Origin of the sequence: Alienimonas californiensis (assembly GCF_007743815.1) — a bacterium.
Classification (GTDB): Bacteria; Planctomycetota; Planctomycetia; order Planctomycetales; family Planctomycetaceae; genus Alienimonas; species Alienimonas californiensis.
Genome location: NZ_CP036265.1, coordinates 1,463,298 through 1,486,785 on the forward strand (window position 1 = coordinate 1,463,298; position 23,488 = coordinate 1,486,785).

The following is a 23,488-nucleotide window of genomic DNA, read 5'->3' on the forward strand; positions in this document are numbered from 1 at the left end:
CGGGGACGCCGACGGGCGGCTGGCCGAAGGGATCGGCCGGGCCCTAGCAGGCTGCTGAAAAACTCGCTCGCGGCGGCGGCTCGTTCGCGCTAGCTTCGGAGCCTCGTTTCCCGAGCCGAGGCGCTGCGATGCGTGGACAAGCCGACCGCCAGCCGAAGATGTTTTTCTCGATCGATCTGGAGAGCCGGATTCGGCCGGATCACCCGCTGCGTCCCCTGAAGAAGCGGGTCGACGCGATCCTGGCCGGCTTGAACGAGCGGTTCTCGGCGGCCTACAGCCGCACCGGCCGGCCCGGCGTGCCGCCCGAACGACTGCTTAAAGCGTTGCTGCTCATGGCGATCTACTCCGTTCGCAGCGAGCGGCAACTGGTCGAGCGGATCGACACGGATCTGCTGTTCCGCTGGTTTCTCGACATGGACCCGGCCGAGGACGCCTTCGACGCCACCGCGTTCACCCATAATCGAACGCGGCTTGAGGAGCACGGCCTGGCCGCGGCGTTCTTCGAGGCTGTCGTGTCCGAGGCGATCGCCGCGGGACTGTGCAGCGACGATCACTTCAGCGTCGACGGCACGATGATCGAGTCGATGGCCTCGACCAAGAGCTTTCGGCCGATCGGGTCGGTCGACGACGACCAGAACGAGCAAGACGGCGCCGGCTTTAAGAGCCGAAACGCCGAGGTAGACTTTCACGGTCGGAAGCGGACCAACGCCACGCATCGCAGCCGCACCGATCCCGAGGCCAGGCTGTACTGCAAGGGGCCGGGCAAGCCGGCGCTGCTGGCTCATCTGGGCCACTCGCTCGCGGAGAACCGCAACGGTCTGATCATGGAGGTGGCCGTGACCGAAGCCAACGGCACGGCCGAATCCGAGGCGACGATCGAGCTGCTCGACCGCTATCGGCGGAAGCGCGGCCGCTCGCCCAAGACGCTCGGAGCGGATAAGGGATACGACAGCGGGCCGCTGCTGTTGAAGCTTGAATCGCGTCGAATCGTCCCGCACGTGGCGATGCGCGACGCCGAGCCGGCGGACCCGAAGACCGCCCGCAGCGATCGGCGGGAGAAGATCGAAGCGCGCCTGCGAATGAAAGCGAGACTCGCGACCGCGGAATACGCCGTCTCGCAGCGGGTCCGAAAGAAAGTGGAGGAGGGGTTCGGCTGGCTCAAGACGATCGCGGGCCTCGGTCGCAGCCGGCACGTCGGCCGCTGGAAACTCCGGCAACAGCTGGAGCTCTCCGCGGCGGCTTATAACCTGATTCGCATCCAAAAACTCAGGCCGACGTGATCGACGTGATCAATTCGGCGGCCACCGCGGACGACCTTCGTTTCGCTCTGAACGGGGCTCGTTCGGAGCCCGCCGGCAAGTCCGGGCGGGCCGATCCGCCTCGGCAAAACGGATCGATGGACAAGCCGAGCTCGTTCGCCTCGACGGCGAACTATCGCTGTTCGTCCCGCCGATAAACGGCACTGTTTTTCAGCAGCCTGCTAGGGATGCTCACGGACTTCCAGCGGGCGACGGTCGACGCGGTCTACCGCCGGCTCGTGACGGAGGACCGGCCGCGGATGCTGGTCGCCGACGAGGTCGGGCTCGGGAAGACGATCGTCGCGATGGGCCTGATCGCCCGGCTGCTGGAGAAGCGCCGGCGGGAGGGCGACCCGACGCCGCTGCGGGTCGTGTACGTGGCGTCGAACCAGGTCATCGGCCGGGAGAACCTCCGCAAGCTCGATGTGCTGCCGGACCGGGCCGCCCCGCCGGAGGAGGCCGGCCGGATCGCGTATCTCGCCCTGACGTCGGAGGCCGAAGCCGCCGAGCCGCTGCGGCTCACCTCCCTGACCCCGGGCACGTCGTTCGACGTCGGCAACTCCCCCGGCGAGCAGGGGGAGCGGAAGATCCTGTACGCCCTGCTGGCGTGCGACCCGGATCTCGCCGAGGTCCGGCAAGGACTGGCCTGCCTGCTCCGCGGCGGCGTCCGCCAGCCGGCTGCCGACTGGGCCGCCCACCTGGAGGAGCGGCGGGCGAAGCACGAGGGGCCGCGGCTGCGGCCTGGGCTGGCCGACCGCTACTTGGCCCGCCTGCGGTCGACGCCCGCCCGCCGCACGGACCGGCTCGTCCGAGAACTCGAACTCACCGCGGACGCGACGCTGTACGAGGCCGTCCGCGAGAGCGCCTGCCGCCAGACGGCGGAGAACCTCGACGAGTTCCGGGACAGTTCGTGGGATCTCGTCGGGCCGCTGCGGGCGGAACTGGCGGAGGCGTGCCTCGACTACTTGGACGCCGACGTGTACGTCCTCGACGAGTTCCAGCGGTTCAAGGCCCTGATCGACGGCGACGACGACTCCGAGGCCGGCCGCATCGCCAGGGCGGTGTTCGGGCGGCCGAAGGCGGAGGTCCTGCTGCTCTCGGCGACGCCGTTCAAGGCGTTCACCGGGGCCGACGCCGGCGAGACCGGCGATGAGCACCTCCGGGAGTTCCGGGCCGTGCTGCGATTCCTGTTTCGAAGTACTGAAGACGGACGGCTCGCGCGATACAAACAGGAGCAGGAGGCCCTACGCACGCAGTTGCTTACGCTGCGGCCCGGCGACGGGGCGATCGACCCGACGCACCGCGAGGCGGTCGAGTCCGTATTGCGGATGGTGATGTGCCGAACGGAGCGGCTGAGCGTCTCGCAGCGGGGCGACGCGATGGTCCGCGACCGCTGGCGAGAGGAAGGCTCGGGGGCGGAATTGACCGGGGGGGACGTGCGGGGCTTCCTCGCGGCGGATCACGTGGCGCAGGCGGTGAACGCGGCGGGGCGGCGGCCGGCGGGTTCCCTCCACGCGCCGGTCGAGTTCTGCAAATCCGCCCCGCACGTCCTCTCCTTCGCCGACGGCTACCAGCTCAAGAAGCGGCTGTCCGCCCTGAAGGCTGACCCGGGCGTCGCGGCGGCCCTGCAGGAGAGCGGCCCGGCGTGGCTCGACCTGGACCGGATCGACGCCTACGGGCCGTCGCCGGGAGAGGCTCCGGACTGCCCGGCGGACCACGGCCGGTTGGCGGCGCTGACCCGGGAGGCCCTGCCCCGGCCCGCCGAGCTGCTGCTCTGGGTCCCCCCGAGCCTGCCGTACCACCCGCTCGGCGGGCCGTTCGCGGCGGCCGAGGGGTTCACCAAGACGCTGCTGTTCTCCGGCTGGCGGATGGTCCCGCGGGCGGTCGCCTCGCTGCTCTCCTACGAGGCGGAGCGGCGCACCGTGGGCGACCCGCGATCCCGTACTCCGCGGGAACTCGGCGAGCGGAGCTACTTCCGGAACGCCTCGGACCGCCCCCAGCCCGCCCCGCAGCTCGTGTTCACCCGGGCCGCCGGCGAGCCGGCCCACATGACGAACTTCGTCCTGACCTACCCGTCGCCGACGCTCGCCGACGCCGTCGACCCCGCCGCGGCGCCCGCCGGCGCGACCGCCGCCGGCTTGGAAGCCGCCGCCGCCGTGGTCTGCCGCGCCCGGTTCGACGCGCTGGGGCTGGCGGACCTCGCCGACCCGACGGGGGCCGCGGAGCGGTGGTATTGGGCCGCCCCGGTCTTGATGGACGCCGGCGACGTCGACCGGCGGTCGGTCGTGGATGCGTGGCTGCCGGCCCGCGCGGCGGACCCGGGGGCGGACGGCGAGGCCGCCGACAGCGCCTACGCGGACCACGTCCGCCTGCTCGCCCGGGCCTTCGCGGGCGACCCGTCCGCCCTGAAGCTCGGCCCGGTCCCGCCCGACCTGTTCGAGACGCTCGGGCGGGCGGCCGTGGCCTCCCCGGCGGTCGCCCTGCTCCGCACGCTGCGTCGGTTCTTCCCGGACGGGGGGCCGGGCGACCGGGGCGGGCCGGGCGATCCAGGCCGCTGCGACGCCGCCTGTGCCGCGTCCCGGCGGTTGCTGACGATCTTCAACCGGCCGGAGGCGGTGGCCGCGGTGCGGATCGCCGTCGGGGCCGAACACGCCGAGGAGCCGCACTGGGCGAAAACGCTCCGGTACTGCGCCGACGGCTGCCTCCAGGCGGTCTTGGACGAGTACGCCCACCTGCTGCGGGACGAGTGCGACTCGGCGGCGGAGGCCGCCGACCGGATCGCGGAGGCCGCGACCATCAAGGCGACGACGATCGAGGTGGACGACCTCGCCGGCTTCCTCGCCAGCCGGAAGCGGGATCTGCGGTGCCACGTCGCGGTGGACTTCGGGGAACCAGCGGCTCGAGGCCGCGGCCGGGCTGGACCGGGTGACGACGGTGCGGCGGAGCTTCAACTCGCCGTTCCGCCCGTTCTTGCTGGCCACGACCTCCGTCGGCCAGGAGGGGCTCGACTTCCACCGGTACTGCCGCAAGGTCGTTCACTGGAACCTGCCGGCGAACCCGATCGACCTGGAGCAGCGCGAGGGGCGGGTGAACCGGTACGAGAGCCACTCCGTCCGGACGCAGGCCGCCGACCGCTACGGCTCGCGGCTGACCCCCGCGGACCGGGCCGGCGGCGACGCCTGGGAGCGGCTTTTCGCGATCGCCGCCAAATCCGAGCGGGCCGTAGACGCCAGCGACCTGGTCCCGCGGTGGCACCTGGAGGGCGACGGCTCCGGACGGGGGAAGATCGAGCGGCTCGTCCTGCTCCTGCCCTACAGCCGCGACCGCGAGAAGCTGGCGTCCCTGCTGGAGACCCTGGCCGTCTACCGCCTCGCCTTCGGCCAGCCCGGCCAAGCCGCCCTCGCCGACCGCCTCCGCGGGGCCTTCATGCCGGAGCAACTTGACGAAGTCCGCCGGGCCCTGCTGATCGACCTGAGCCCGTTCAACTTCCCGCGGCCGGGCGGGGCGTAGAGAGAGCGATTCGGCTTGATCCGCGATTCGGTCCGCGGCGGCAACAGCGGATCGACCTGCATAGTCGGTCGTCGCGACGACCAGACGGGACGGCGCAGAGCGTTCGGCGGGACCAGCGGGGGCGGGTTTTCGCTTCAGAAGGAAACCGCCCGTTCTTCACGATCCGCCGCGGCCCGCGACGCCTTGCGACCGCGGGCGGCGCGGCGGTGAAATCTCCCCGTCCCCAGTCCCCCCCGGCTCTCGCAGGTGTACGAAGTCGCAACCGCCCCCGAGGACCGTCCAAAGGAGAACGCCCCGGGAGCGGCGGACGCCGACCCCATCACGCGAGCGATCGGCCGGTGGCGGGAGAAGCTCCTCGAGATCAGCAACCGCAACCCGCTGATCAACTGTTCCTTCTCCCCGTCCCGCGGGGTGGTCGAGCTACTCGCCCCGAGCCCGGACGCGGTCTGGCGGCGGTTCGCGGCGGACTCAGCGGCCGGCGAATCTCCGATGAGGTTCCCGTGGAAGCGGGACTTGGCCGACCCGCCCGCCGACCCGTTCGGGTCCGAGGCCAGATCGGCCGAGGACGAGACGGGCGACGAACTGTCGGACGACGGGCTGTTCGACCCGCACCCGACGAAGTCGCTGTTCGATAAGTCCGCAACGCGGCGGGCCGGCGACGCGGCCCCCGCGTCCGACGGCGACGACGCCCCGGAGCCGTCCATCGAGGACTGTCTCGCGGCCCTCGGCCCGGACGACCTGCTGACGGGCCTGTCGGACAAGAAGCTGGACGGGCGGCTGCGGACGCTGGAGGGGCACGCCAAGCTGTCGCTGTCCGAGCAGGGCGTGCATTCGGTCTACGCCGTCTTTGGGTTCCTGCGGTGGTACGAGTCGAAGGACAGCGAGGAGGCCCGGCTCAGCCCGCTCGTGCTCGTCCCGGCGGGGCTGTCGCGGGCGGCAACGGGGGCCCCGTGGTCGCTGGTCGAGGCGGAGGACGAGGCCCTCGGGAACGACTGCCTGCGGGAGCGCCTGCGGGGAGAGTTTGGGATCGACCTGCCCCCGCTGCCGGAGGTGGGCGAGTTGGAGGAGGAGGGGGCACTGGCCGCGTACTTCGCCGCGATCGCGGAGACGGTCGCCGCCGCGGCCTCGCGGCTGGCCGACGACCGCTGGGGCGTGGAGGAGCGGGCCGCCGTCGGGCGGTTCGCGTTCCCCAAGATCGCCATGTGGCGGGACCTCGGCGACCACGCGAAGGAACTGGCCGCCCACCCGCTTTGCCGCACGATCGCCGGCGGCACGGAGTCCCGCGGGGCGGCGTTCGGTCCGGTGCGGAACGTACCGGAGGCGAACGAACTGGACGAGACGTTCGCCCCCGGCGAGGTGGCCGCGATCCTCGACTGCGACAGCACGCAGCTGCGGGCGATCGCCGCGGCCCGGGCGGGGGTCAGCTTCGTGCTGGACGGTCCGCCGGGCACCGGCAAAAGCCAGACGATCGCCAACGTGATCGCCGACGCCCTGGGCGCCGGCCGCACGGTGTTGTTCGTCAGCGAGAAGGTCGCGGCGCTGGACGTGGTGAAGGCCCGGCTGGACGCGAAGGGGCTGGGCGACTTCGTGCTCGCCTGCCACTCGGACAAGGCGAACCGGCGGGACGTCGTCGAGGAACTCGGCCGCTGCCTAAACCTGCCGGCAGAGCGGTACCCGGACGCCGCCGACGAACTGTCCGAACTCCGCCGCCGGCGGGACCGGCTGAACCGCTACGTGCGGGCGCTGCACGAGCCCCGCGGGCCGCTGGGGCGGTCGGCGTTCGAGGTGCACGGCCGGCTGGCCGAACTGGCCCGGACCGGGGCGGCCGGCAAGACGCGGTGGGCGCCGGAGGACCCCGCCGGGACCGACCGGGAAACGCTCGTCGGTCTGCTGGAGGCGGTCGGCCGGGCCCCCGAGCACGCGGACGTGCTCGCCCGCTTCGATTCGCACCCGTGGCGGGGCACGCGGCTGACGACGAACCCGCTGGGGTTGGCGGACGACCTGGGGCGGCGCTGCGGCACGCTGGCGACGGCGTTCGGGCGGGCCGCCGCGGCGTTCGCCCCGCTGGTCGAGCGGGGCCTGATCCCCGCCCCCTCCCGGGCGACGGTGAACGCGGTCTTCCCGCGGCTCAAGGAAGCGGCCGCGGCGACGCCCGTTCCGGCCGGCTGGGTCGCCCCGGACGCCGACCCCGCGGCCGCCGCGGCCGCGGTCCTGTCCCGCCGCTCCGCCGACGCCGCGGCGGGTGCCGCCCGGTCCCGGCTGACCGACTACGAGGCGGACGTCGCCGACCGCTTCCCGGACGACGCCGTCCGCAGGACCGTCGAGCTGGACGCGACGGCCGAGCCGTTCGGCGATCCCGCCCCGACCACGGTGCGAACCCGCTTGGCGGAAGCGAACGGACGACGGGAGCGGGCGGCGGCGCTGATCGCGGCGGTCGACGAGACGACGGCAGCGACGAAGGACCTCGCGGGGGCGCTGCAGGTCGGCGTCTCGCCGGAATTGTCCGCCGCGGCGCTGACGGACCTGGCCGCCGCCGCGGGGGACGCGGCGACCGCCCTGCCGGTGCGGGCCGCGTGGCTCGACTTGGTGCGGGCCGAGGAGCTGTCGACGCTGGTCGGGACGGCCCGAGCGTCGATCGCCGCCCGCGACTCCGCGGCGGGGGCGCTGGACGGCCGAGTCGCCCGGGAGCGGATCGCGGCGTTCCTGGAGGCCGCGGGGGACCCGGGGGCGGCGGCCGCCGCGTGGGAGGCCGCCGGACCGCACGCCCCGGTCGGCACCGACGACGCCCTTGCCGTGCTGGCGGCCCGCGGCGCCCGGGCCGGGGCGGCGGCCGAGATGCTGGCCGACGCCGGCTCCGCGTTGGGCGGCGCGGTCTGGGGGCCGGGCGAATGGACGCCGACGGTCGCGGAGGCGAGGACCGTCGCGGCGGACGCCGCGTCCGCGGGGCCGGCGCTGTGGACGCCGGCGGCGGAACGAGTCCGTTTACGGACCGTCGCCGAGGAGGCCGCCGCCGACCTGGAGGGCGCCGCGGCGATCCGCGAGGGGCTGGCGGACCGACTGTCGCACCGGGCGTTCCGGCCCTCCGCCGCGGAGCTGGCGACGCGGGCGGTGCCGTTCGAGTCCTTCTTCAAGCGGCTGTTCGGCGGGTTCGGGGCGTTCCGGCGGGAGGTCGCCGACCTGTACTCCGGGGAGCCGCCGGCGACGAAGGCGCTGCTGTCCGACCTGGCGAAGCTGCGGGCCTATCACGCTCGCACCGGCGACGCCGCGGCACTCGCCGCGGAGCACGCCGGCGTCCTGCCGGACGGGTTCGCCGGCGCCGAGGCGACCGGGTGGCGGGAGTTGGCGGGGTCCCTCGCCGCGGCGGACCGGGTCGCCGCCGTCCGTCCGGACGCCGCGGTCGCGGCGTCGTCCGACCCGGCCGCCGTCGCCGAGGCCGCCGCAAAGACGACCGCCGTCCTCGCCGATCTGGACGCCGCCGGCCGGGGGCTGTTTCCCGAAGAGATCCTGATCGCCGCCGTCGCCGCGGAGGTTCGGGAGATCGGCGAGGCGGCGACGGCCTGTCGGGCGCTGCTCGGGGCGGTCGGCCCGCTCCGCACCGGCGGCGACCCGTCCGTCGCCGCCGCGCTGGACGACCTGCGGGCGTCCGAACGGTTCGCGACGGCCGGCGGGGCGCTGGAGGAACTCGCCGGGGCGAACGCCGGCGTGCTCGCGGAGGGCGCCGACCCGCTCGACCCCGCCGCCTGGGAGCGGGTCGCCGCGGGCGTGCGGGCCGCCGCGGGGCTGCGGGCGGCGGGCCTGAGCGACGCCGAGGTGCGGACGGCGCTCGCCGCCGGCCCCGACCCTGCCGCGTTGGGCGGGGCGGCCGATCGGCTCGCGGCGGCCGCGGACGAACTGGCCGCGGCGACGGCGGCGGCCCCCGTCGGCGCCGCGGGCGACCCGCCGGCCGTTCTGCGGGAGGCGGGCGAGGGCTTCCTCGCCCGGACCGCCGGGGTTCACGCCGACCTGACCGCGGTCGCCGACGCGCTCGCCGCCGACGGCGACCCGCCGGTCGACCGGCTCCCCGACGATCTCGCCGCGGTCTCCGACCTGCGGGCGGCGCTGGCCGACGCCGCGGAGTCGGCCGCCACCCTGGCGGTGGTCGGCACGCCGGACCCGGAGGAGTCGCACGAGGCCCCCGCCCGCTGGCTGGCGGAGCGGTGCGGGGCGGACGAACTCACCCCGCTGCTGAGAGCCGCCGCAGGCGACCCGGCGGTGCGGGAGGCCGCGGCCCACGCCGCGGCGGAACTGCCTCAGGCCCTCCCCCCGGAGTTGAAGGCGTCCTGGGACTGGTTCCGCGAGACGGTCTTCGACGCCAAGGCGGAGGTCTCCGACGTACCGCCCGGCTCCTCCTTCCGCGACCTGCCGCTGGGCGAGGCGGCGGAGCGGTTCGCGGCCCTGCCGGGCAGGCTGCCGGAGCTGGACCGCTGGCTGGCGTTCACGCGGTGGCGCCGCACGCTGGCGGACCTCGGCCTGAAGGCCGTCGCGACCGAACTGCGGGCCGGCGAGTACCGCCCCGAAGAGGCCGCCGCCGTCGTGGAGGCCCGGTTCCTCCGCGGCCTGCTGGACGCCTGGGCAGAGGACGCGGCGCCGCTGCACGACTTCGACCTGGAGGACCACGAACGGACCCGCGCCCGCTTCCGCTCGCTCGACCGGCGGGAGTTCGAACTCGCCGCGGCCCGGGTGCGGGAGACGCAGCTCGGCCGCGACGACCGGCCCCGTCCGGACGGCTTCGCCGGGTCGCTGGGGGACCTCGGCGGCAGCGAGTTGGGCGTGCTGGTCCGGGAGGCGAACAAGAAGCGGAAGCACCTCCCCCTGCGGCGTTTGTTCGAGGAGACCGCCGGCGTCCTGCTGAAGCTCAAACCCTGTCTGATGATGAGCCCGCTGGCCGTCAGCACGTACCTGAAGAGCGACCGGCTGCGGTTCGACCTGGTGGTCTTCGACGAGGCCTCCCAGGTGTTCCCGTGGGACGCCGTCGGGGCGATCTTCCGCGGCTCCCAGCTGATCATCGCCGGCGACGAGAAGCAGCTGCCGCCCACGAACTTCTTCACCAAGTCCGTCGTCGGCCCGGACGACGGCGCCGAGGAGGAGGAGTCGGAGGCGGAGGACCTGACCGACTATGAGAGCATCCTGTCCGTCTGCAAAGCGACCGGAATGCCGAACGTCGGCCTGCGGTGGCACTACCGCAGCCGGCGGGAGGCGCTGATCGCCTTTTCCAACGCCCACTTCTACGACGGGGAGCTGGTCACCTTCCCGGCCGCCGCCGACGCCGCCGAGCGGGCCGACGGCGAGGCCCCCGCCGCGGCCCCGGCGGTGCGGCACGAGTTCGTCGAAGGCGGTGTCTGGGATCACGGCCGCAACCTCGCGGAGGCGGACCGCGTCGCAGACCTGGTCGTCGAGCACGTGCGCAGGCGGCCGGACGTCTCGCTGGGCGTCATCGCCTTCAACCAGGGCCAGCAGGGGGCGATCGAGGACGCCCTCTACGTTCGCCGCAAAGAAGACCCCGCCGTCGACGCCCTGCTTCACGCCGCCGAGGCCGGGCTGGGACCCGACGGCACGCCGGGCCGGGAGACGCTATTCGTGAAGAACCTGGAAACCGTGCAGGGGGACGAGCGGGACGCGATCCTGCTGTCGGTCGCGTACGGATTTAACCCGGCCGGCAAGTTCTACAAGAACTTCGGGCCGCTCAATAAAGCGAACGGCGGCCGGCGGCTGAACGTCGCCGTGACGCGGGCCCGGTCGGAGGTGACCGTCGTCAGCAGCGTGCGGGCGGCGGACTTCGACCTCGCCCCGACCGCCGCCCGCGGGGCGAAGCTGCTGAAGGGCTACCTGGACTTCGCCGCCCGCGGCCCGGCGGCGCTGGCGGACTCCGCGGCGGCGGCGGAGTCGACCGGCCGGGGGTTCGACAGTCCGTTCGAGGCCGACGTCGCCGCGGCCCTCGCCGAGCACGGCCTGGAGCCCGTCCCGCAGGTCGGCTGCGGCGGGTACCGGGTCGACCTGGCCCTACGGCATCCCGATCGCCCCGGCGAGTTCTGTTTGGGGATCGAGTGCGACGGGGCGGCGTACCACTCCTCGGCGACGGCCCGCGACCGCGACCGCATCCGGCAGGCGGTGCTGGAGAACCTCGGCTGGCGGATCGTGCGGGTCTGGTCGACCGACTGGGTCCGCGACCCCGCCCGCCAGACCGCCCGCGTGCTGAAGGCCTACGAGGACGCCGTCCGCGGCCCGGCCGGTTTCGCGGCTCCCGCCCCGCCCGCCGACGACCCGCCGCCGCCGGAGCCGACGGTCGTGCCGGGCGAGCCGTCGCGGCGGCGGCGGAGCTACGGGTCGATCGACGAGGTGCCGGCCGGGGCGATAGCGGAGACAATCGCCGCCGTCCTCGCCGGGGCCGGGGCGACGCCGCGGGAGGACCTGCTGCGGCTGGTCGCCCGCGAGCTGGGCTTCCAACGCCTCGGCCCCCGCATCCGCAACGGCATCGACGCCGCCGTCGACCGGGCCCTGAGGTCCGGGGCCGCGATCGAACGGGACGGGCGGGTGTCAGTCACGGGATGAGCCGGCCGGGACGCTGACGAGGTCCTACGTAACCGCCTGCCCTGGATGGCGGCGTCGCCACTCCGTGGCGGCCTCGGGGACCGACCACATCGGCCCCGGCTTCGCCGTCCGGTGGATCAGTCGATGACAGTTCGCGCAGAGGATCGCCAGGTCGGCCAGTCGGACCGGCTGGTCGGGATGCAGTTCAGCGACCGGCGTGGTGTGGTGGCACTCGGCGAACTCGACGCCGGGCTTCCCCCACTCCTCGGCGAAGTCGAACCCGCACACCTCGCAGGCCAGCCGCCCCTTCGCCTTCATGACCGCGGCCTTTTTCTTGCGGACACGGTCTGGCCGCCGCTCCCGCCGGAGGTGCGTGCGACGTTGAAGCCGTCCCTCCGTCCACGCCTCGTCCTCGTCCGCCGCTCCGCCTGGGTTGTTCAGTTCCGCCATCGATCCCTGCGCGAACGCCCGCACGGCGTTCGCCGCTTCGGCGAGGCGGTCCGGATGGTGGTAGAACTCGCTCCATACCGCTTCGGTCGCGGCGCCGGCGGCGCGGAGGCCGTCGCCCTCGTAGTCCGGGTCGAACGCCTGAAAGTTCGACACCTTCATCGCCACGCCTGTCGGGTTTCGGAAGGACGCCGACCGGACCTCCGGCGGGTAGACCGGTAGGGCGTTCACCGTCTCGCTCAGTTCGATCACCCGTGGGTCGCTTTTGCGGACGTGCTTGCGCCCGTTCCGGACGTAGAGATCCATCGCGAGGATCAACTCGTCGCGGGTCCACGGCGGGTTACGCGGGCCGCGGCCCGTCGCAGCGACGATCTTGTCGTGCAGCAGGTCTCCGGCCTCGTCGTCGACCGGGAAGACGGTCTTTTGCTGGAAGCCGTGGAACACCGGCAGCCGTTCCAGGCCCGGGACGGCTTTGAGTTCCTCGGATCGGAAGTGGAACCCGCGGTGGGTCAGGCGGGCGACGACGCGGGGCGTCACCTCCTCTTCCGGCTCGGTCCAGTAGGCTTTCTCCGCCGGGTCCTCCGACCGCTCCTCGGCCGCCCGCTCGACCGTCATTGCGGCGCGGACGCCTCGGTCAGGACCGGTCTGCCACAGGAAGACGACGTCGCCGGGCGCGACGGCCTCCGGCGTCCGCGAGACCTTCCACGTGATCGTCTCCCGGGGGTCGCGGAGCCGCTCCTCGAGACGATACCATTTGGGGTTACATTTGAAGATCCAATAGGCCATCGAGCGGTACTTCTGGGGTTAGGCGGTGGGGGACGGTCGGGCGTTTCCCCTGATCCCGCAACGCACATGATAGGTCGGAAGGGTCATCGATCAGAGATCCGCCTCACGCCGCGGTTCGCAGGCGTTCGTAGAGGTCGAGCCGGTCCAGGAGCAAACGTCGGAGACCGTCGCGGATCGCTTTGGAGCCGACCGCCTTCGCCCCCAGCTCCGCCTGGACGTCCATGCTGTCGATCACCGCCTTCATCAGCTCGTCGTCGAGATCCGGCGACTCGGCGAACTGCTCCTTGGAGTTGCTGCCGGCCTGTTTGCGGAGGGTGTCGGACTCCAGCGCCTTGTCCCGCAGCGTGCGGGCGTAGGCCAGCTGGTCGCCGTCGGTCGCGTCCTCGCCGAACAGAGAGTTCAGCTGCTCGATCAGCGCCGCCAGCGCCACCTTCTCCTTGTCCCGCACGGCGCCGCTGCCGGCCTCGGTCATCGGGTCCAGGGCCGGGGACTCGCCCTCGCCGAGGTCGAGGTTCCGCTTGCCCATGTTCCGCAGGGCGTGGTGGGTCATCAGCACCTCGGAGAGGTCCACGCCCTCCCGCTCCCGGCCGAACTTCAGCTGCCGCTCCAGGGCCCGGAAGAAGACCGACCGGGCCTCGATCGCCGGGTTGCCGAAGTTCACGATCTGCGACAGGAACCCGTAGGCCCGCACGTAGGTCGCCATATCGCCCTTGAACTGCCACAGGGCGGCCATCGCGTCGTTCGCCTCCTTCTCCGCGGCGGCGTCGCCGGCCTCGGCCGCGGCCCGGGCGTCGTCGCGGGCGGCGTTGAACCGCTTGCAGAGGCGGTCGGCGACGGGGTTCAGCGCCGCCTCCAGCTGACTCTGTTTGCTCTTCGGGTCGGTCATGACCCGGACCACGCGGTCGACCTCGGGCTCGTCGTAGTAGTTCAGCCCGTCGAGCTTCGCCTTCAGGTCCAGGATCAGCTCGCGGTCGGTGACGTCCGAGAGCGTCGCGGTGGCGTGGTACTTCTTGAACTCCTTCAGGATCTCCTCGGGCTCGTTGGCGAAGTCGAGGACGTACGTCTCCTCCTTGCCGGGGTGGCAGCGGTTCAGCCGGGAGAGCGTCTGCACGGCCTGCACGCCGGCGAGGCGGCGGTCGACGTACATGCCGCACAGCAGCGGCTGGTCGAAGCCGGTCTGGAACTTGTTGGCGACGATCAGCAGCCGGTACGGGCCGTCGTCGAACGCCCTGGCGATGCCGCGGCCGTTCAGGCCCGGGTTGAGGACCTCCTGCGTCTCCTTGAACGGCTCCGGCCCGCTGTCCGGGTCGTGCACCTCGCCGGAGAAGGCGACCAGCGTCTTCAGGTCATAGCCCTGCTCCGCGATGTACTTCCGCATCGCCAGCTGCCAGCGGACCGCCTCCAGCCGGCTGCCCACCACGACCATCGCCCGGGCCCGCCCGTCCAGCAGCGGCTGGACGTTCTCCCGGTAGTGCTCCACGACCAACTTCACCTTCTGGGCGACGTTGTGCTCGTGCAGCCGCACCCACTTCATCAGGCCCTTCTTCGCCGCGGCCTTGTCGACCTCCGCCTCCCCGACCTCCACGCCCTCGTGGGCCAGGCGGAAGGCGAGCTTGTAGGGCGTGTAGTTCCGCAGCACGTCGAGGATGAACCCCTCCTCGATCGCCTGCCGCATGCTGTAGACGTGGAACGGCTCCGGCGTGTTGCCGGGGCCGGCGGGGGCGTCGGGGTCCGGGACGCGGCCGAACAGCTCCAGCGTCTTCGGCTTGGGCGTGGCGGTGAAGGCGACGTAGGTGATCCCCGCCTCGTCCGCCCGGGCGGCCATCTGGGCGGCGAGGATCTCCTCCGTGTCGAGCGGCTCGCCGTCGGCGTGCTCGGCCTTCAGTTTCTCCCACTCCGCCGCGGAGAGCATCTCCTTGAGCTTGCCGGCCGCCTCGCCGGACTGGCTGCTGTGGGCCTCGTCGGCCAGCACGGCGAACGTCTTGCCGCCGGCCGCGGCCAGTTCTCGCACCTTCTGGAGGGCGAACGGGAACGTCTGGATCGTGCAGACGACGATCTTCTTGCCGCCGCCCAAGGCGTCGGCCAGTTCGCCGCTCTTGCTGCCCCCCTTGCCGGTCACGACGGCGACCACGCCGCGGTTCCGCTCGAACGCCTCGATCTGGGCCTGCAGCTGCGTGTCGATCACCTTGCGGTCCGAGACCACGATCACCGTGTCGAAGACCTTGCGGTCGGCGGCGTCGTGCAGGTCGGCGAGGAAGTGGGCCGTCCAGGCGATCGACTTCGTCTTGCCGGACCCGGCCGAGTGCTGGATCAGGTACTTCCGGCCCGGCCCCTCCGCCAGCACGGCGTCCCGCAGCCGGCGGGTCGCGTCGAGCTGGTGGTAGCGGGGGAACACGACCGCCTTCACGGCCCCCTTGGCGTCCTTCTCCTCGACGAGATACCGCCCGAGGATCTCCAGCCAGGACGCCCGCTCCCAGACCTCCTCCCACAGGTACGCCGTGCGGTGGCCGCGGGGGTTGAGGGGGTTGCCGGCGGCCCCGCCGTCGCCGCGGTCGAAGGGCAGGAACCGCGTCGCCGGGCCGGCCAGCTTGGTGGTCATCTTCGCCCGGTCCCCGCTGACGGCGAAGTGCACCGGGGGCCCGGTGCGGAAGGTCAGCAGCGGCTCCGGGGCGCCGCCCTTGGGCCGCGGGTTGCGGTCGAGCTTGTACTGGTCGACCGCGTCGTCGATCGACTGGGTGTTCTCCGTCTTCAGTTCCGCCGTGGCGACGGGAATTCCGTTGAGGAACAGGACGAGGTCCAGGCTGTTCCCGTTCTTCACGCTGTACCGCACCTGCCGGACGACCCGCAGGCGGTTCTGCTCGTACCGCTGCTCGATGGCGGGGTTCAGGCCGCTGGCCGGCTTGAACTGTGCCATCTTCAGCGACCCCCGCAGGCCGACCAGTTCGATCCCCTCCCGCAGCACGGTCAGCGTGCCGGCGGCGTCCAGCGACTTCCGCAGCCGGTCGAGCACGCGGCCCTCCGCCGCGGCCCCGTGGCTCTTCCGCAGGGCCGCCCAGGCGTCGGGGTTGGAGTCCCGCACCCAGCGAATCGCGTCCGCGGGGAACAGGGCCCGCTCGCGGTCGTAGCCGTCGTCGGGGGGCGAGGCGTCGGGCCCGTAGAGCCACCCGCGGCCGGCGAGGGCCTCGCAGACTTCCTCCTCGAAGGGGCGTTCGGTGTGAAGGCCGGGCATGGCGGCGGCCCGTTCGCGGCGGGAGTCTTGTGAGCGTCCGTCAGTGTGCCGCCGCGGCCGACCGGCCGCGAGCGGGGCCGCCGCGGGTCAGCCGGCGGCCTTCTCAAGACGGGGTGTTCCGCGTCACCGGGAGAGAGCGGGCGATGAACCACAAAGTCCCCGACTTCTCGCTGCCGGGGTCTTGGATCGTCAACGGGCGGTCCAGCGTCCACTGGGGCAGTCGTCCGCGGACGTACGCCCCGACCGCCCGCTGCCAGTGCCGGTCGTCCCGCAGCCACTCGCCCTTTTTGATCCCGCGATCGCCGAGGAAGCCGAGGTACATCAACACGACGTCGCATCCCTCAGACGCCATCTTGCAGGCGTAGGCGAGGCGGTTCATCAACTGATACCGGTCGGCAGTCGACAGGCGTTTTCGACCGCGGTGGGCACGGTTCAACCGCATTTGCGTTTCATTGATGCAGCCGAGGATTGAATGCCGGTTCTTAATCCGCTCAGGCGAGGCGTCCGGGGGAAGCGGCTTCTGAGGGTCTTTGTGCTTCAGTTCGCCGACGTGGGCCTTCGCCTCGACCAACAGTAGGGCCGGACGGGGGGACGGTTCCTCCTGGAGCGGGGCGAGCGTCGCGATCAGGTCCCACACGGGGCCCGCCCCGCCGTCGTCGCGGTTCGGAAACCACCATTCATCGTCCAGCGTCGGCAACTGGCCGTTCGACTCCCGCAGGTACCGCTCCAGTTCGTACTCGGCCGCGTCGTCCTCCTCACGGCTGAGGGGACGGAACGTCGGCTCGTCCGCCAGCCGGAAGCCGGTGGTCTCGATGAGCTGGTCCAGCGCCTCCCGCCGGTCCGGTCGCCCGAGCAGATCGAGGACGTGCATCCGACTCTTGCGATCCTGCCCCGCTTTCAGCGGGTGTCGCATGTTCGTATCAGGCATCAGGCAGCGGACGTCAGGCGATGGGCGATGAGACCGCCAGTGTGCCGGCCGGGGCGGCGCTCCGCGACCGGCGCCGGCTCTGGTAGGATGCCGGCCCCCGCCGCCTCGCCCCCGCCCGCCGATGTCCGCCCCCGAAGTCGCCGGTTCCGCTGTGATCCAGGTCGATCCCGAGATCCTCGGCGGCATGCCGGTGTTCGCGGGCACCCGGGTGCCGGTGGACACGCTGTTCGTCTACCTCCGCAAGGGCTACCGGGTAGAGGACTTCTGCGATCACTTCCCCGCCGTCACCGCCGAACAGGCCGGGGCGGTATTGGAGTGGACCGGCCGGCAACTTGCCGCGGCCGCCTGACCGGACGCCGGATCAGGCGAGGCCGCGGACGTCGATCTGGCCGGTGACGGCCGCGGAGATCAGGGCGGAGCGGCGTTCGAGCAGCAGGGCGACAGCGGACTCGGCATCGCGGGCCATCTGGCCGAATGTCGTAGCGATTGTCGCACAGCGATCGGCTATAGCCTTCTGCTCCGACAGCGGCGGCAGAACGATTCGACGATTGGCAACGGTGGATAGATTCATCCGAGTCCGGGTTGTGCCCGTTCCGTATAGTCCCGCGTCGTAACTCGCGGACACATTGAGGCATAGGGAGACGAACTTGGCATCCGACGAACTCTCATCCAAGCGAAAACGGAAGCAGTCGGCCTTTACCATCGTAGGCCCGAGATCAGCCGGAGCGACGCAAGCTCGCCCGAGCAGATGGTTGGCGTCTCCAAGACCTGCAACAACAAGGTCCCCGCCCCGCACGTCGTGGCCGCCCCCGAGACCTTCGCGATAGTAGTCTGGGTCTATGAACGCCTCACTTTCCCGTTCGAACTCGCCGTCGCGAATGTTCCCGAGTCGTATTACTCGCACGCCTTCCTCGACGTAATGCGAGGACTTCAGGCCGGAGCCGAAGGGGCCATCACAGAACTCTGTTGCGACGCGGCTTAGCTTAAGCACCTGCCAATGCTCCGGCACGTCGCCGAGCCAGTTGACGCCGGTGGGTTTGCGGGGGGCGGCGGGGTCGAGGCCGCGGGTGACCACCCGCGAGATCGCCGCCCGCCGCTTTTCGGCCAGCAGCCCGATCAACCGCCGCTGCTCCGCCACTAACCCATCAATCTTCCCCGTCTCCCGGTCGAGGTACGCCGCGATCGCCGTTTGCTCGTCTCTCGGCGGGAAGACCCATGGGCGTTCCAACGTCTCGCGGACCTTCACGAATGGTTGGGCCGTTCCGCCAATCACCCACCAGTTGCGAACGTTGGTCACGTACCAGAAGAAGTCGCGATCGGCGTCCGGTCCGCAGAACAGGCAGTGTGTATTTGCGACCACGCCCCATTCACGGTCCGCCTTAAAGGTCTTACCGCATAGAGCCCCCACGGCACTCAGCACGATTCCCTCGCCGCTGTAGTCGGCCTCCTCGACCCACACGTCTTGTCCGGAAGCACTGAAGGCCGGCACGAGATCGTCAGCGGGCTCCGGTGAACACTGCCCCTTGATCAGGGTGCCTCCCGCCTTGCTGCTGACGATCCGTTTAGGCGGGATCACCTCCCACCCCGCCGGCACCTCGCCCAGCCACTCCACGCCGCTGTCCTTATAGCTCTCGTATCGCGACAGGCTCACGCCGACAGCCCCCCGATCATCGCGACGATGCGGTCGGTGACGATCTTCAACTCCGCGTCGATCGCCGCCAGCGCCCGCGGCGGGCGGAACACGTAGAAGTGCCGGTTGAAGGGGATCTCGTAGCCGATCTTCGTCTTCGAGTCGTCCACCCACGCGTCCGGGACGTGCGGCAGGACCTCGGCGGCGAGGTGCTCCTCCGGGTCGGCGTCCAGCGGGATTGTCTCCGTGTCCCGCAGCGAACTGTCCGCCTTCGGCTCGCCCTTCTGCTTGCGGCCGTTGTGCCGCACGACGTTCCCGGCCGCGTCCCGCTCCGGCCGCTCCACGGTGATCTGCTGGTAGCCGAACGCCTCGTTGCGGAACACGCGGCTGACGGGGCGGTCGTACGCCCGGCCGTGCTCGTCGACCTCCGCCACGCTGGCTTCGACCCCGTCGCCGTGCAGGCGGACGATCGCGGCGATGTCCTCCGGGCCCAGCTCCTTCCGCTTGCTGCCGAGGCTCTTCCGCATCTTCCGGAACAGCCGCGAGCCGTCGATCAGTTGGACTTTTCCTTTTCGCTCCGGGGCTTTTCGGTTCGACAACACCCAGACGTAGGTGGCGATGCCGGTGTTGTAGAACATGTCCGTCGGCAGGGCGACGATCGCTTCGAGGAGGTCGCTTTCGAGGATGTGGCGGCGGATCTCGCTCTCCCCGCTGCCGGCCCCGCCGGTGAACAGCGGCGACCCGTTCAGCACGATCGCCAGCCGGCTGCCGCCGTCCTTCGCCGGCCGCATCTTCGAAATCAGGTGCATGAGGAACAGCAGCGAGCCGTCCGAGACCCGCGGCAGCCCGGGGCCGAACCGGCCGTCGAAGCCGCGGTCTTTGTGCTCCTTCTTGACGTCCTTCTGGACCTTCTTCCACTCCACGCCGAAGGGCGGGTTGGAGAGCATGTAGTCGAACACTTGGCCCGGATGGCCGTCGTCCGAGAGCGTGTTGCCGTGCTTGATGCGGGCGACGTCCTGCCCCTTGATCAGCATGTCCGCCTTGCAGATCGCGTAGGACTCCGCGTTCAGCTCCTGCCCGCTGAGCACCAAGCGGGCGTCGGGGTTCATGTCGGTCAGCCGCTCCTCGGCGGTGGAGAGCATGCCGCCGGTGCCGGCCGTCGGGTCGTAGAGGGTGCGGACGACGCCGGGCCGGGCGAGGACGTCGTCGTCCTCGGTGAACAGGAGGTTCACCATCAGGGCGATGACCTCGCGGGGGGTGAAGTGCTCCCCGGCGGTCTCGTTGGAGAGTTCGGCGAACCGGCGGATCAGCTCCTCGAAGACGTGGCCCATCTTGTCGTTGGGCACGACGTCCGGGTGCAGGTCGACGTTGGCGAACTTGTCGGTGACCAGATACAGCAGGTCGGCCTTCGCGAGCCGGTCGAGTTGGGCGGCGAACTCGAAGCACTCGAAGATGTCGCGGACCTCCGGGCTGAAGGCCTGCGTGTAGTCGTGCAGGTTCTCGGCGATGTTGTCCTGGTCCCCGGCGGCCTTCGGCAGGTCCAGCGGGGAGTCGTTGTAGAACCCGTACCCGCTGGCCTTCCGCAGGAACGGCTCCGCCGGCAGCCCGGCCGCCTCGCGTTTCTCCTTCTCCGCCAGCACGGCCGACTTGGTCGCCTCCAGCACGCAGTCCAGCCGCCGCAACACGGTGAACGGCAGGATGACCCGCCCGTACTCGCTCTGCTTGTAGTCCCCGCGGAGCAGATCCGCGACGGACCAGATCAGGGCGGACAGGTTCTGCGACTCGGCCATGGGCGTCCGTGCACTGGAATAGATGACGAGGGCGGCGGGGCAGTGTGCCGCCGCCGACGCCGGGGCCGCAACCGGGTGCGGGCGTCTCCGCACCGGCCTGCGCACGGGACCGAGTTGAAGGTCTTCTCCGTCCGCGGGCCGTACAGCACTCTCACGAAACGCATCCCCCTCTCGCCCGCCTGGCTCCCGCGCCCGGCCGCGGGGGGCACTCGGTCGGCTCCCCCTCGGGCTCCGCGGGGGTATGGACCGCTCGTCGCAGATGGTCGGTTTTTGGAGCATTCCGTGCGGTTTCGAGCCTAACCTTCTCGGCGGCATGGGATTGCGCGTTTTTTTCTACACCGGAGGCGCGGGGGCCGACGCCCCGCGACGGCGGTGCGGCAGGTACCTCTGAGGGTCTCCAGTCTCCGGTCCCGATTTCGGCGAGATCTTCTCACTCTCGGTCCGAGGCGGCGCAGAGAGTGGACGGCGCCGCCCTTAAAGCGGAATTCGAAATGGTTGGTCGATCGGTCAAACCGTGACCGACCGGCGTCCGACGCGGGTTCCTGACATCTAAAAGAATGACGGCCGGGCCGCCCCGCAGGACGGCCCGATCGTCATCGTCGCGGCTGATCTACGGGACTGAATCAGCGACCTTCTTCGTCCGCGGGGCGTACAGCTCCTCGACGTACCGCATGAGGCCCTTGTTCAAGAGCATCTTTCGCTCGCCCCCCGCCAGGGCGTCCGGCCCGGTTGTCGGCGGCAGGTCGATCTCGTCGTAGACCGCGGCCAGTCCGTGGGCGGCCCGGGCGCGGGCGGGCCGCGGCTTCCCTGACTCCTCGGGGCGATAGGCCCGTTCGAGCTTCGTGAACTTCCGCGCCATCAGCATCGGCTGAGCGTACCGGTACGGCTCGTCGTTCTTGAGCATCAGGTGCGCGACAGTCACGAGCTTCCGGGCCAAGGCCATGATCGCCGCCTGACGCGGCTTCCGCTTCGCCAGCCGCTGGTAGAACGCCCCCAGCGGACCGGGGTGACGGGCGACGTGCTGGCACGCCTCCGTCAGCAGTCCCCGGGCCTGCGGGTTGCCGACCTTGGTGATCCGGCCGTGGTAGCGCTTGTTTCCCGACTGCCGGGTCGAAGGCGCCAACCCCAGATACGAGGCGGCGTGGCTGCCGTCCTTGAACCGCTCGATCGGGCCGAGGGCGGCGGGCAGTCCGACGGCGACGACGTGGCTGACGCCCGGGAGCGTCATCAGCAGGCGGACCCGCGGATCCGCCCGGGCGATCTCGACGAGGAGCCGGTCGACCCGCTCCAGTTCCTCGCCGGCGTGCCGCCACTGCCGCAGGTGGCTGTCGAGCAGCATCCGGTCGTGTGGGTGGAGCTCCAGCGACTCCAGCCACGCCACCCCGGCGTTCGTCCACAGGCGCTTCATCGGCGGCCGCAACATCAGGCGCGAGAGCATCGCCTGCACCCGGTTCGCGTGCCGCCCCCGGCGCGACGTCAGCGCCGTGCGGTGGGTCATCAGGTCCCGTCGCATTTGCGTGTCGGCGTCCGGCTGCCAGACCGCGGGCAGATAATCGCACCGCAGCAGTTGGGCGAGGGTCTCGGCGTCGACCTTATCCGTCTTGATCTTCGCCTCGGCGATCGCCTTGGCCTTTACGGGGTTCCCGACGACGACCTGCTTCACATGCGGGCGGAGCAGGTCTACCACCGACCACGTGTTCGTCGTCGCCTCCAGCGCGACCTGATCGGTCTTCTTGAGCGTCTTCCGGGCGAACTCCGTCAGCTCGTCGCGGAGGCACTCGACCCGATGTCGTTCCAGCACCTTGCCCGTGCGGTCGATCACGCACGCCTCCGCAAAGTGCTTGTGCAGGTCGACGCCCACGTATCTGATCATCGACGGACTCCCGGATTGAGGAGGGTTCGGCGTGGGCGGGCGGCGTTCGTCCGAGGCGGGCCCGGACGAAACGGGCGGTTCGGCAGCTACCTCTTCGGGCTCGGGGCCCAGCTGGGCGGGCCGCGGGGTGGCCAGTTGAAAAAGCGGGCTCGGAGCCCATACCCTTCGTCGGCCAGCCCCCGAGGCGACCGTCCACCTGTGGTCGAACGGGTTGAGAATCAGGAGGGCACCTCGGCCTGCGGCCCGGCGACGGGCAGCAGACCCGAGGCGACAGGTCCGATCAACGGCTTCCGGGCGGACGCCGCGATCGAAGACCCTCATACCCGTTAAAAAAGACCTCCGCGTCCGCGCGAGGGTCGCGGGGGCGGGGCTCGCCTCCGGGGCCGACGGTCGGCGGGTGGCGCGGACCGCGGGAACCGGGACGGTCGGCAGCGTCGCGGCGACGTGACGTACGATTCCTGAGGGGACGAAAACCGATTCATATCGGAGCCTCGGTCGCGGGTCGGGGGAGCGAACACAGGTCACGGCGGGTTCGGGACAGACCGCAACCGCCCCCCGGCCGGGACGGCCGCAGGGGTTCGGGGAGATGGAGAGAGGATCGGTCAGCGGCGGTCGCCGCACTGTGAGCCCGCCCGGGGAGCTCCGGGGAGGGCGTCGGTCGTCCCCAAGGCTCCCGCCCCAGGGAGGCGGACCCCGCGCGGATCCAAGACGCTCCCCCGTCGCCCGCTGGGAACGTCGCCGAGCCGGGCGTCCGGACGACCGGACGACCGCCGTCGCGGCGAGTCCGGGAGCGGAAACCGATCCGGCGGGACCGCCGGCGGCCCGGGGGCGGCCCGAAGTGGGCGCCCACTCGCCCCCTGGGATTGGGTCTCGGGGCATCCCGCCGCCGTTCCCGCCGTTCGCGAAATCGTCGTGCGCACCGCACCACTTTGCAGGCCTGACGTATTTGCCGCCGCTGATGGGTTCCCGCGGCCGGTCGGCCACCGGAGCGGCCATCCGTCGGCGGGACATCTCGAGGCCTCCTCTCTCAAATCGACCGTTTCCCGGGAAGCCGCCCTCGGCCCGACCTCCCCCGAGCGTGCCCCGCTCCCACAGGCTAAAAAAATCCCCCCGCGCCCGAGCCGGGTCGCGGGGGGTGAGGGATCCCCCTAGGGGCGCGGCCGGCGGAGGCCGCGGCCCAGGGGGCCAGTGACGAGACCGACCGCCGCCAGGGCGATCGCGGAGCGGCCCAGCATGCGGGCCGCAGGGGGCAGGACGACCGCCAGCACGGCGACGGCGGGGCGGACGGCGGAGGGAGCGATGGACCGATACATATCGGAACCCTTTCGAAGGGAACGGGAAACAGAGGGAGAGCGGCGGGGTTGAGACGAGCCGCGGCCGCCCCCCGCCGGGACGGCCGCGGGGGTTCAGGGGGCGACATGTGAGGGGAC

General features: G+C 71.6%; 11 protein-coding genes. 4 read left to right on the top strand and 7 right to left on the bottom strand.

Translation table 11 applies throughout. The annotated features are described in order from the left end of the window. Positions 1–158 precede the first annotated feature (158 nt). The 3 genes from CA12_RS05670 to CA12_RS05680 all read left to right on the top strand — a co-directional run bounded on the left by CA12_RS05670 (position 159) and on the right by CA12_RS05680 (position 11,396). Complete coding sequence (locus tag CA12_RS05670; RefSeq protein ID WP_207622153.1) at positions 159–1,280, top strand: IS5 family transposase; 1,122 nt, start codon at positions 159–161, stop codon at positions 1,278–1,280. A gap of 2,952 nt (positions 1,281–4,232) precedes the next feature. Continuing rightward, the gene (locus CA12_RS23195) at positions 4,233–4,808 is read left to right on the top strand and encodes a helicase-related protein (RefSeq protein ID WP_390614137.1); all 576 of its coding nucleotides are present in this window, start codon (positions 4,233–4,235) and stop codon (positions 4,806–4,808) included. A gap of 246 nt (positions 4,809–5,054) precedes the next feature. After that, the gene (locus CA12_RS05680) at positions 5,055–11,396 is read left to right on the top strand and encodes a DUF4011 domain-containing protein (RefSeq protein WP_145357904.1); all 6,342 of its coding nucleotides are present in this window, start codon (positions 5,055–5,057) and stop codon (positions 11,394–11,396) included. A gap of 24 nt (positions 11,397–11,420) precedes the next feature. On the opposite strand, the gene CA12_RS05685 is transcribed toward CA12_RS05680, so the two are convergent. The 3 genes from CA12_RS05685 to CA12_RS05695 all read right to left on the bottom strand — a co-directional run bounded on the left by CA12_RS05685 (position 11,421) and on the right by CA12_RS05695 (position 16,750). Continuing rightward, positions 11,421–12,608 (bottom strand): EVE domain-containing protein, encoded by a 1,188-nt coding sequence (locus CA12_RS05685; RefSeq protein ID WP_145357905.1) that lies wholly within the window; start codon positions 12,606–12,608, stop codon positions 11,421–11,423. A 103-nt stretch (positions 12,609–12,711) separates the two neighbouring features. Further along, positions 12,712–15,837, bottom strand: coding sequence for a type I restriction endonuclease subunit R (locus CA12_RS05690; RefSeq protein ID WP_145357906.1), 3,126 nt, complete (start codon positions 15,835–15,837; stop codon positions 12,712–12,714). A gap of 103 nt (positions 15,838–15,940) precedes the next feature. Then, entirely contained in the window at positions 15,941–16,750 is an 810-nt protein-coding gene (locus tag CA12_RS05695) for a hypothetical protein (protein ID WP_145357907.1), read from the bottom strand. A 136-nt stretch (positions 16,751–16,886) separates the two neighbouring features. Here CA12_RS05695 and CA12_RS05700 point away from each other — a divergent pair, with 136 nt between their 5' ends. Further along, positions 16,887–17,114: a DUF433 domain-containing protein gene (locus CA12_RS05700; protein ID WP_145357908.1), complete on the top strand. Its 228-nt coding sequence runs from the start codon at positions 16,887–16,889 to the stop codon at positions 17,112–17,114. A gap of 12 nt (positions 17,115–17,126) precedes the next feature. Here CA12_RS05700 and CA12_RS05705 read toward each other — a convergent pair whose 3' ends face one another. The 4 genes from CA12_RS05705 to CA12_RS21880 all read right to left on the bottom strand — a co-directional run bounded on the left by CA12_RS05705 (position 17,127) and on the right by CA12_RS21880 (position 23,371). Then, positions 17,127–18,416, bottom strand: a complete 1,290-nt coding sequence (locus CA12_RS05705; protein WP_145357909.1) for a restriction endonuclease subunit S — start codon at positions 18,414–18,416, stop codon at positions 17,127–17,129. After that, entirely contained in the window at positions 18,413–20,185 is a 1,773-nt protein-coding gene (locus tag CA12_RS05710; protein WP_145357910.1) for a type I restriction-modification system subunit M, read from the bottom strand. Before CA12_RS05710 ends, CA12_RS05705 begins: the two co-directional genes overlap by 4 nt. A gap of 610 nt (positions 20,186–20,795) precedes the next feature. Beyond that, positions 20,796–22,058: an IS110 family RNA-guided transposase gene (locus CA12_RS21875; protein ID WP_165700578.1), complete on the bottom strand. Its 1,263-nt coding sequence runs from the start codon at positions 22,056–22,058 to the stop codon at positions 20,796–20,798. 1,148 nt (positions 22,059–23,206) lie between these two features. Then, positions 23,207–23,371 carry a hypothetical protein gene (locus CA12_RS21880; protein ID WP_165700579.1) on the bottom strand — a complete coding sequence of 55 codons (165 nt, stop codon included), beginning with the start codon at positions 23,369–23,371 and terminating at the stop codon, positions 23,207–23,209. Between the last annotated feature and the right edge of the window lie 117 nt (positions 23,372–23,488).

Coding starts and splice junctions, on each gene's coding strand:
- CA12_RS05690 (WP_145357906.1), bottom strand. CDS start 15,837: ATGCCCGGCCTTCACACCGAACGCCCCTTCGAGGAGGAAGTCTGCGAG.
- CA12_RS21880 (WP_165700579.1), bottom strand. CDS start 23,371: ATGTATCGGTCCATCGCTCCCTCCGCCGTCCGCCCCGCCGTCGCCGTG.
- CA12_RS21875 (WP_165700578.1), bottom strand. CDS start 22,058: ATGATCAGATACGTGGGCGTCGACCTGCACAAGCACTTTGCGGAGGCG.
- CA12_RS05695 (WP_145357907.1), bottom strand. CDS start 16,750: ATGCGACACCCGCTGAAAGCGGGGCAGGATCGCAAGAGTCGGATGCAC.
- CA12_RS05670 (WP_207622153.1), top strand. CDS start 159: ATGTTTTTCTCGATCGATCTGGAGAGCCGGATTCGGCCGGATCACCCG.
- CA12_RS05710 (WP_145357910.1), bottom strand. CDS start 20,185: ATGGCCGAGTCGCAGAACCTGTCCGCCCTGATCTGGTCCGTCGCGGAT.
- CA12_RS05685 (WP_145357905.1), bottom strand. CDS start 12,608: ATGGCCTATTGGATCTTCAAATGTAACCCCAAATGGTATCGTCTCGAG.
- CA12_RS05700 (WP_145357908.1), top strand. CDS start 16,887: ATGTCCGCCCCCGAAGTCGCCGGTTCCGCTGTGATCCAGGTCGATCCC.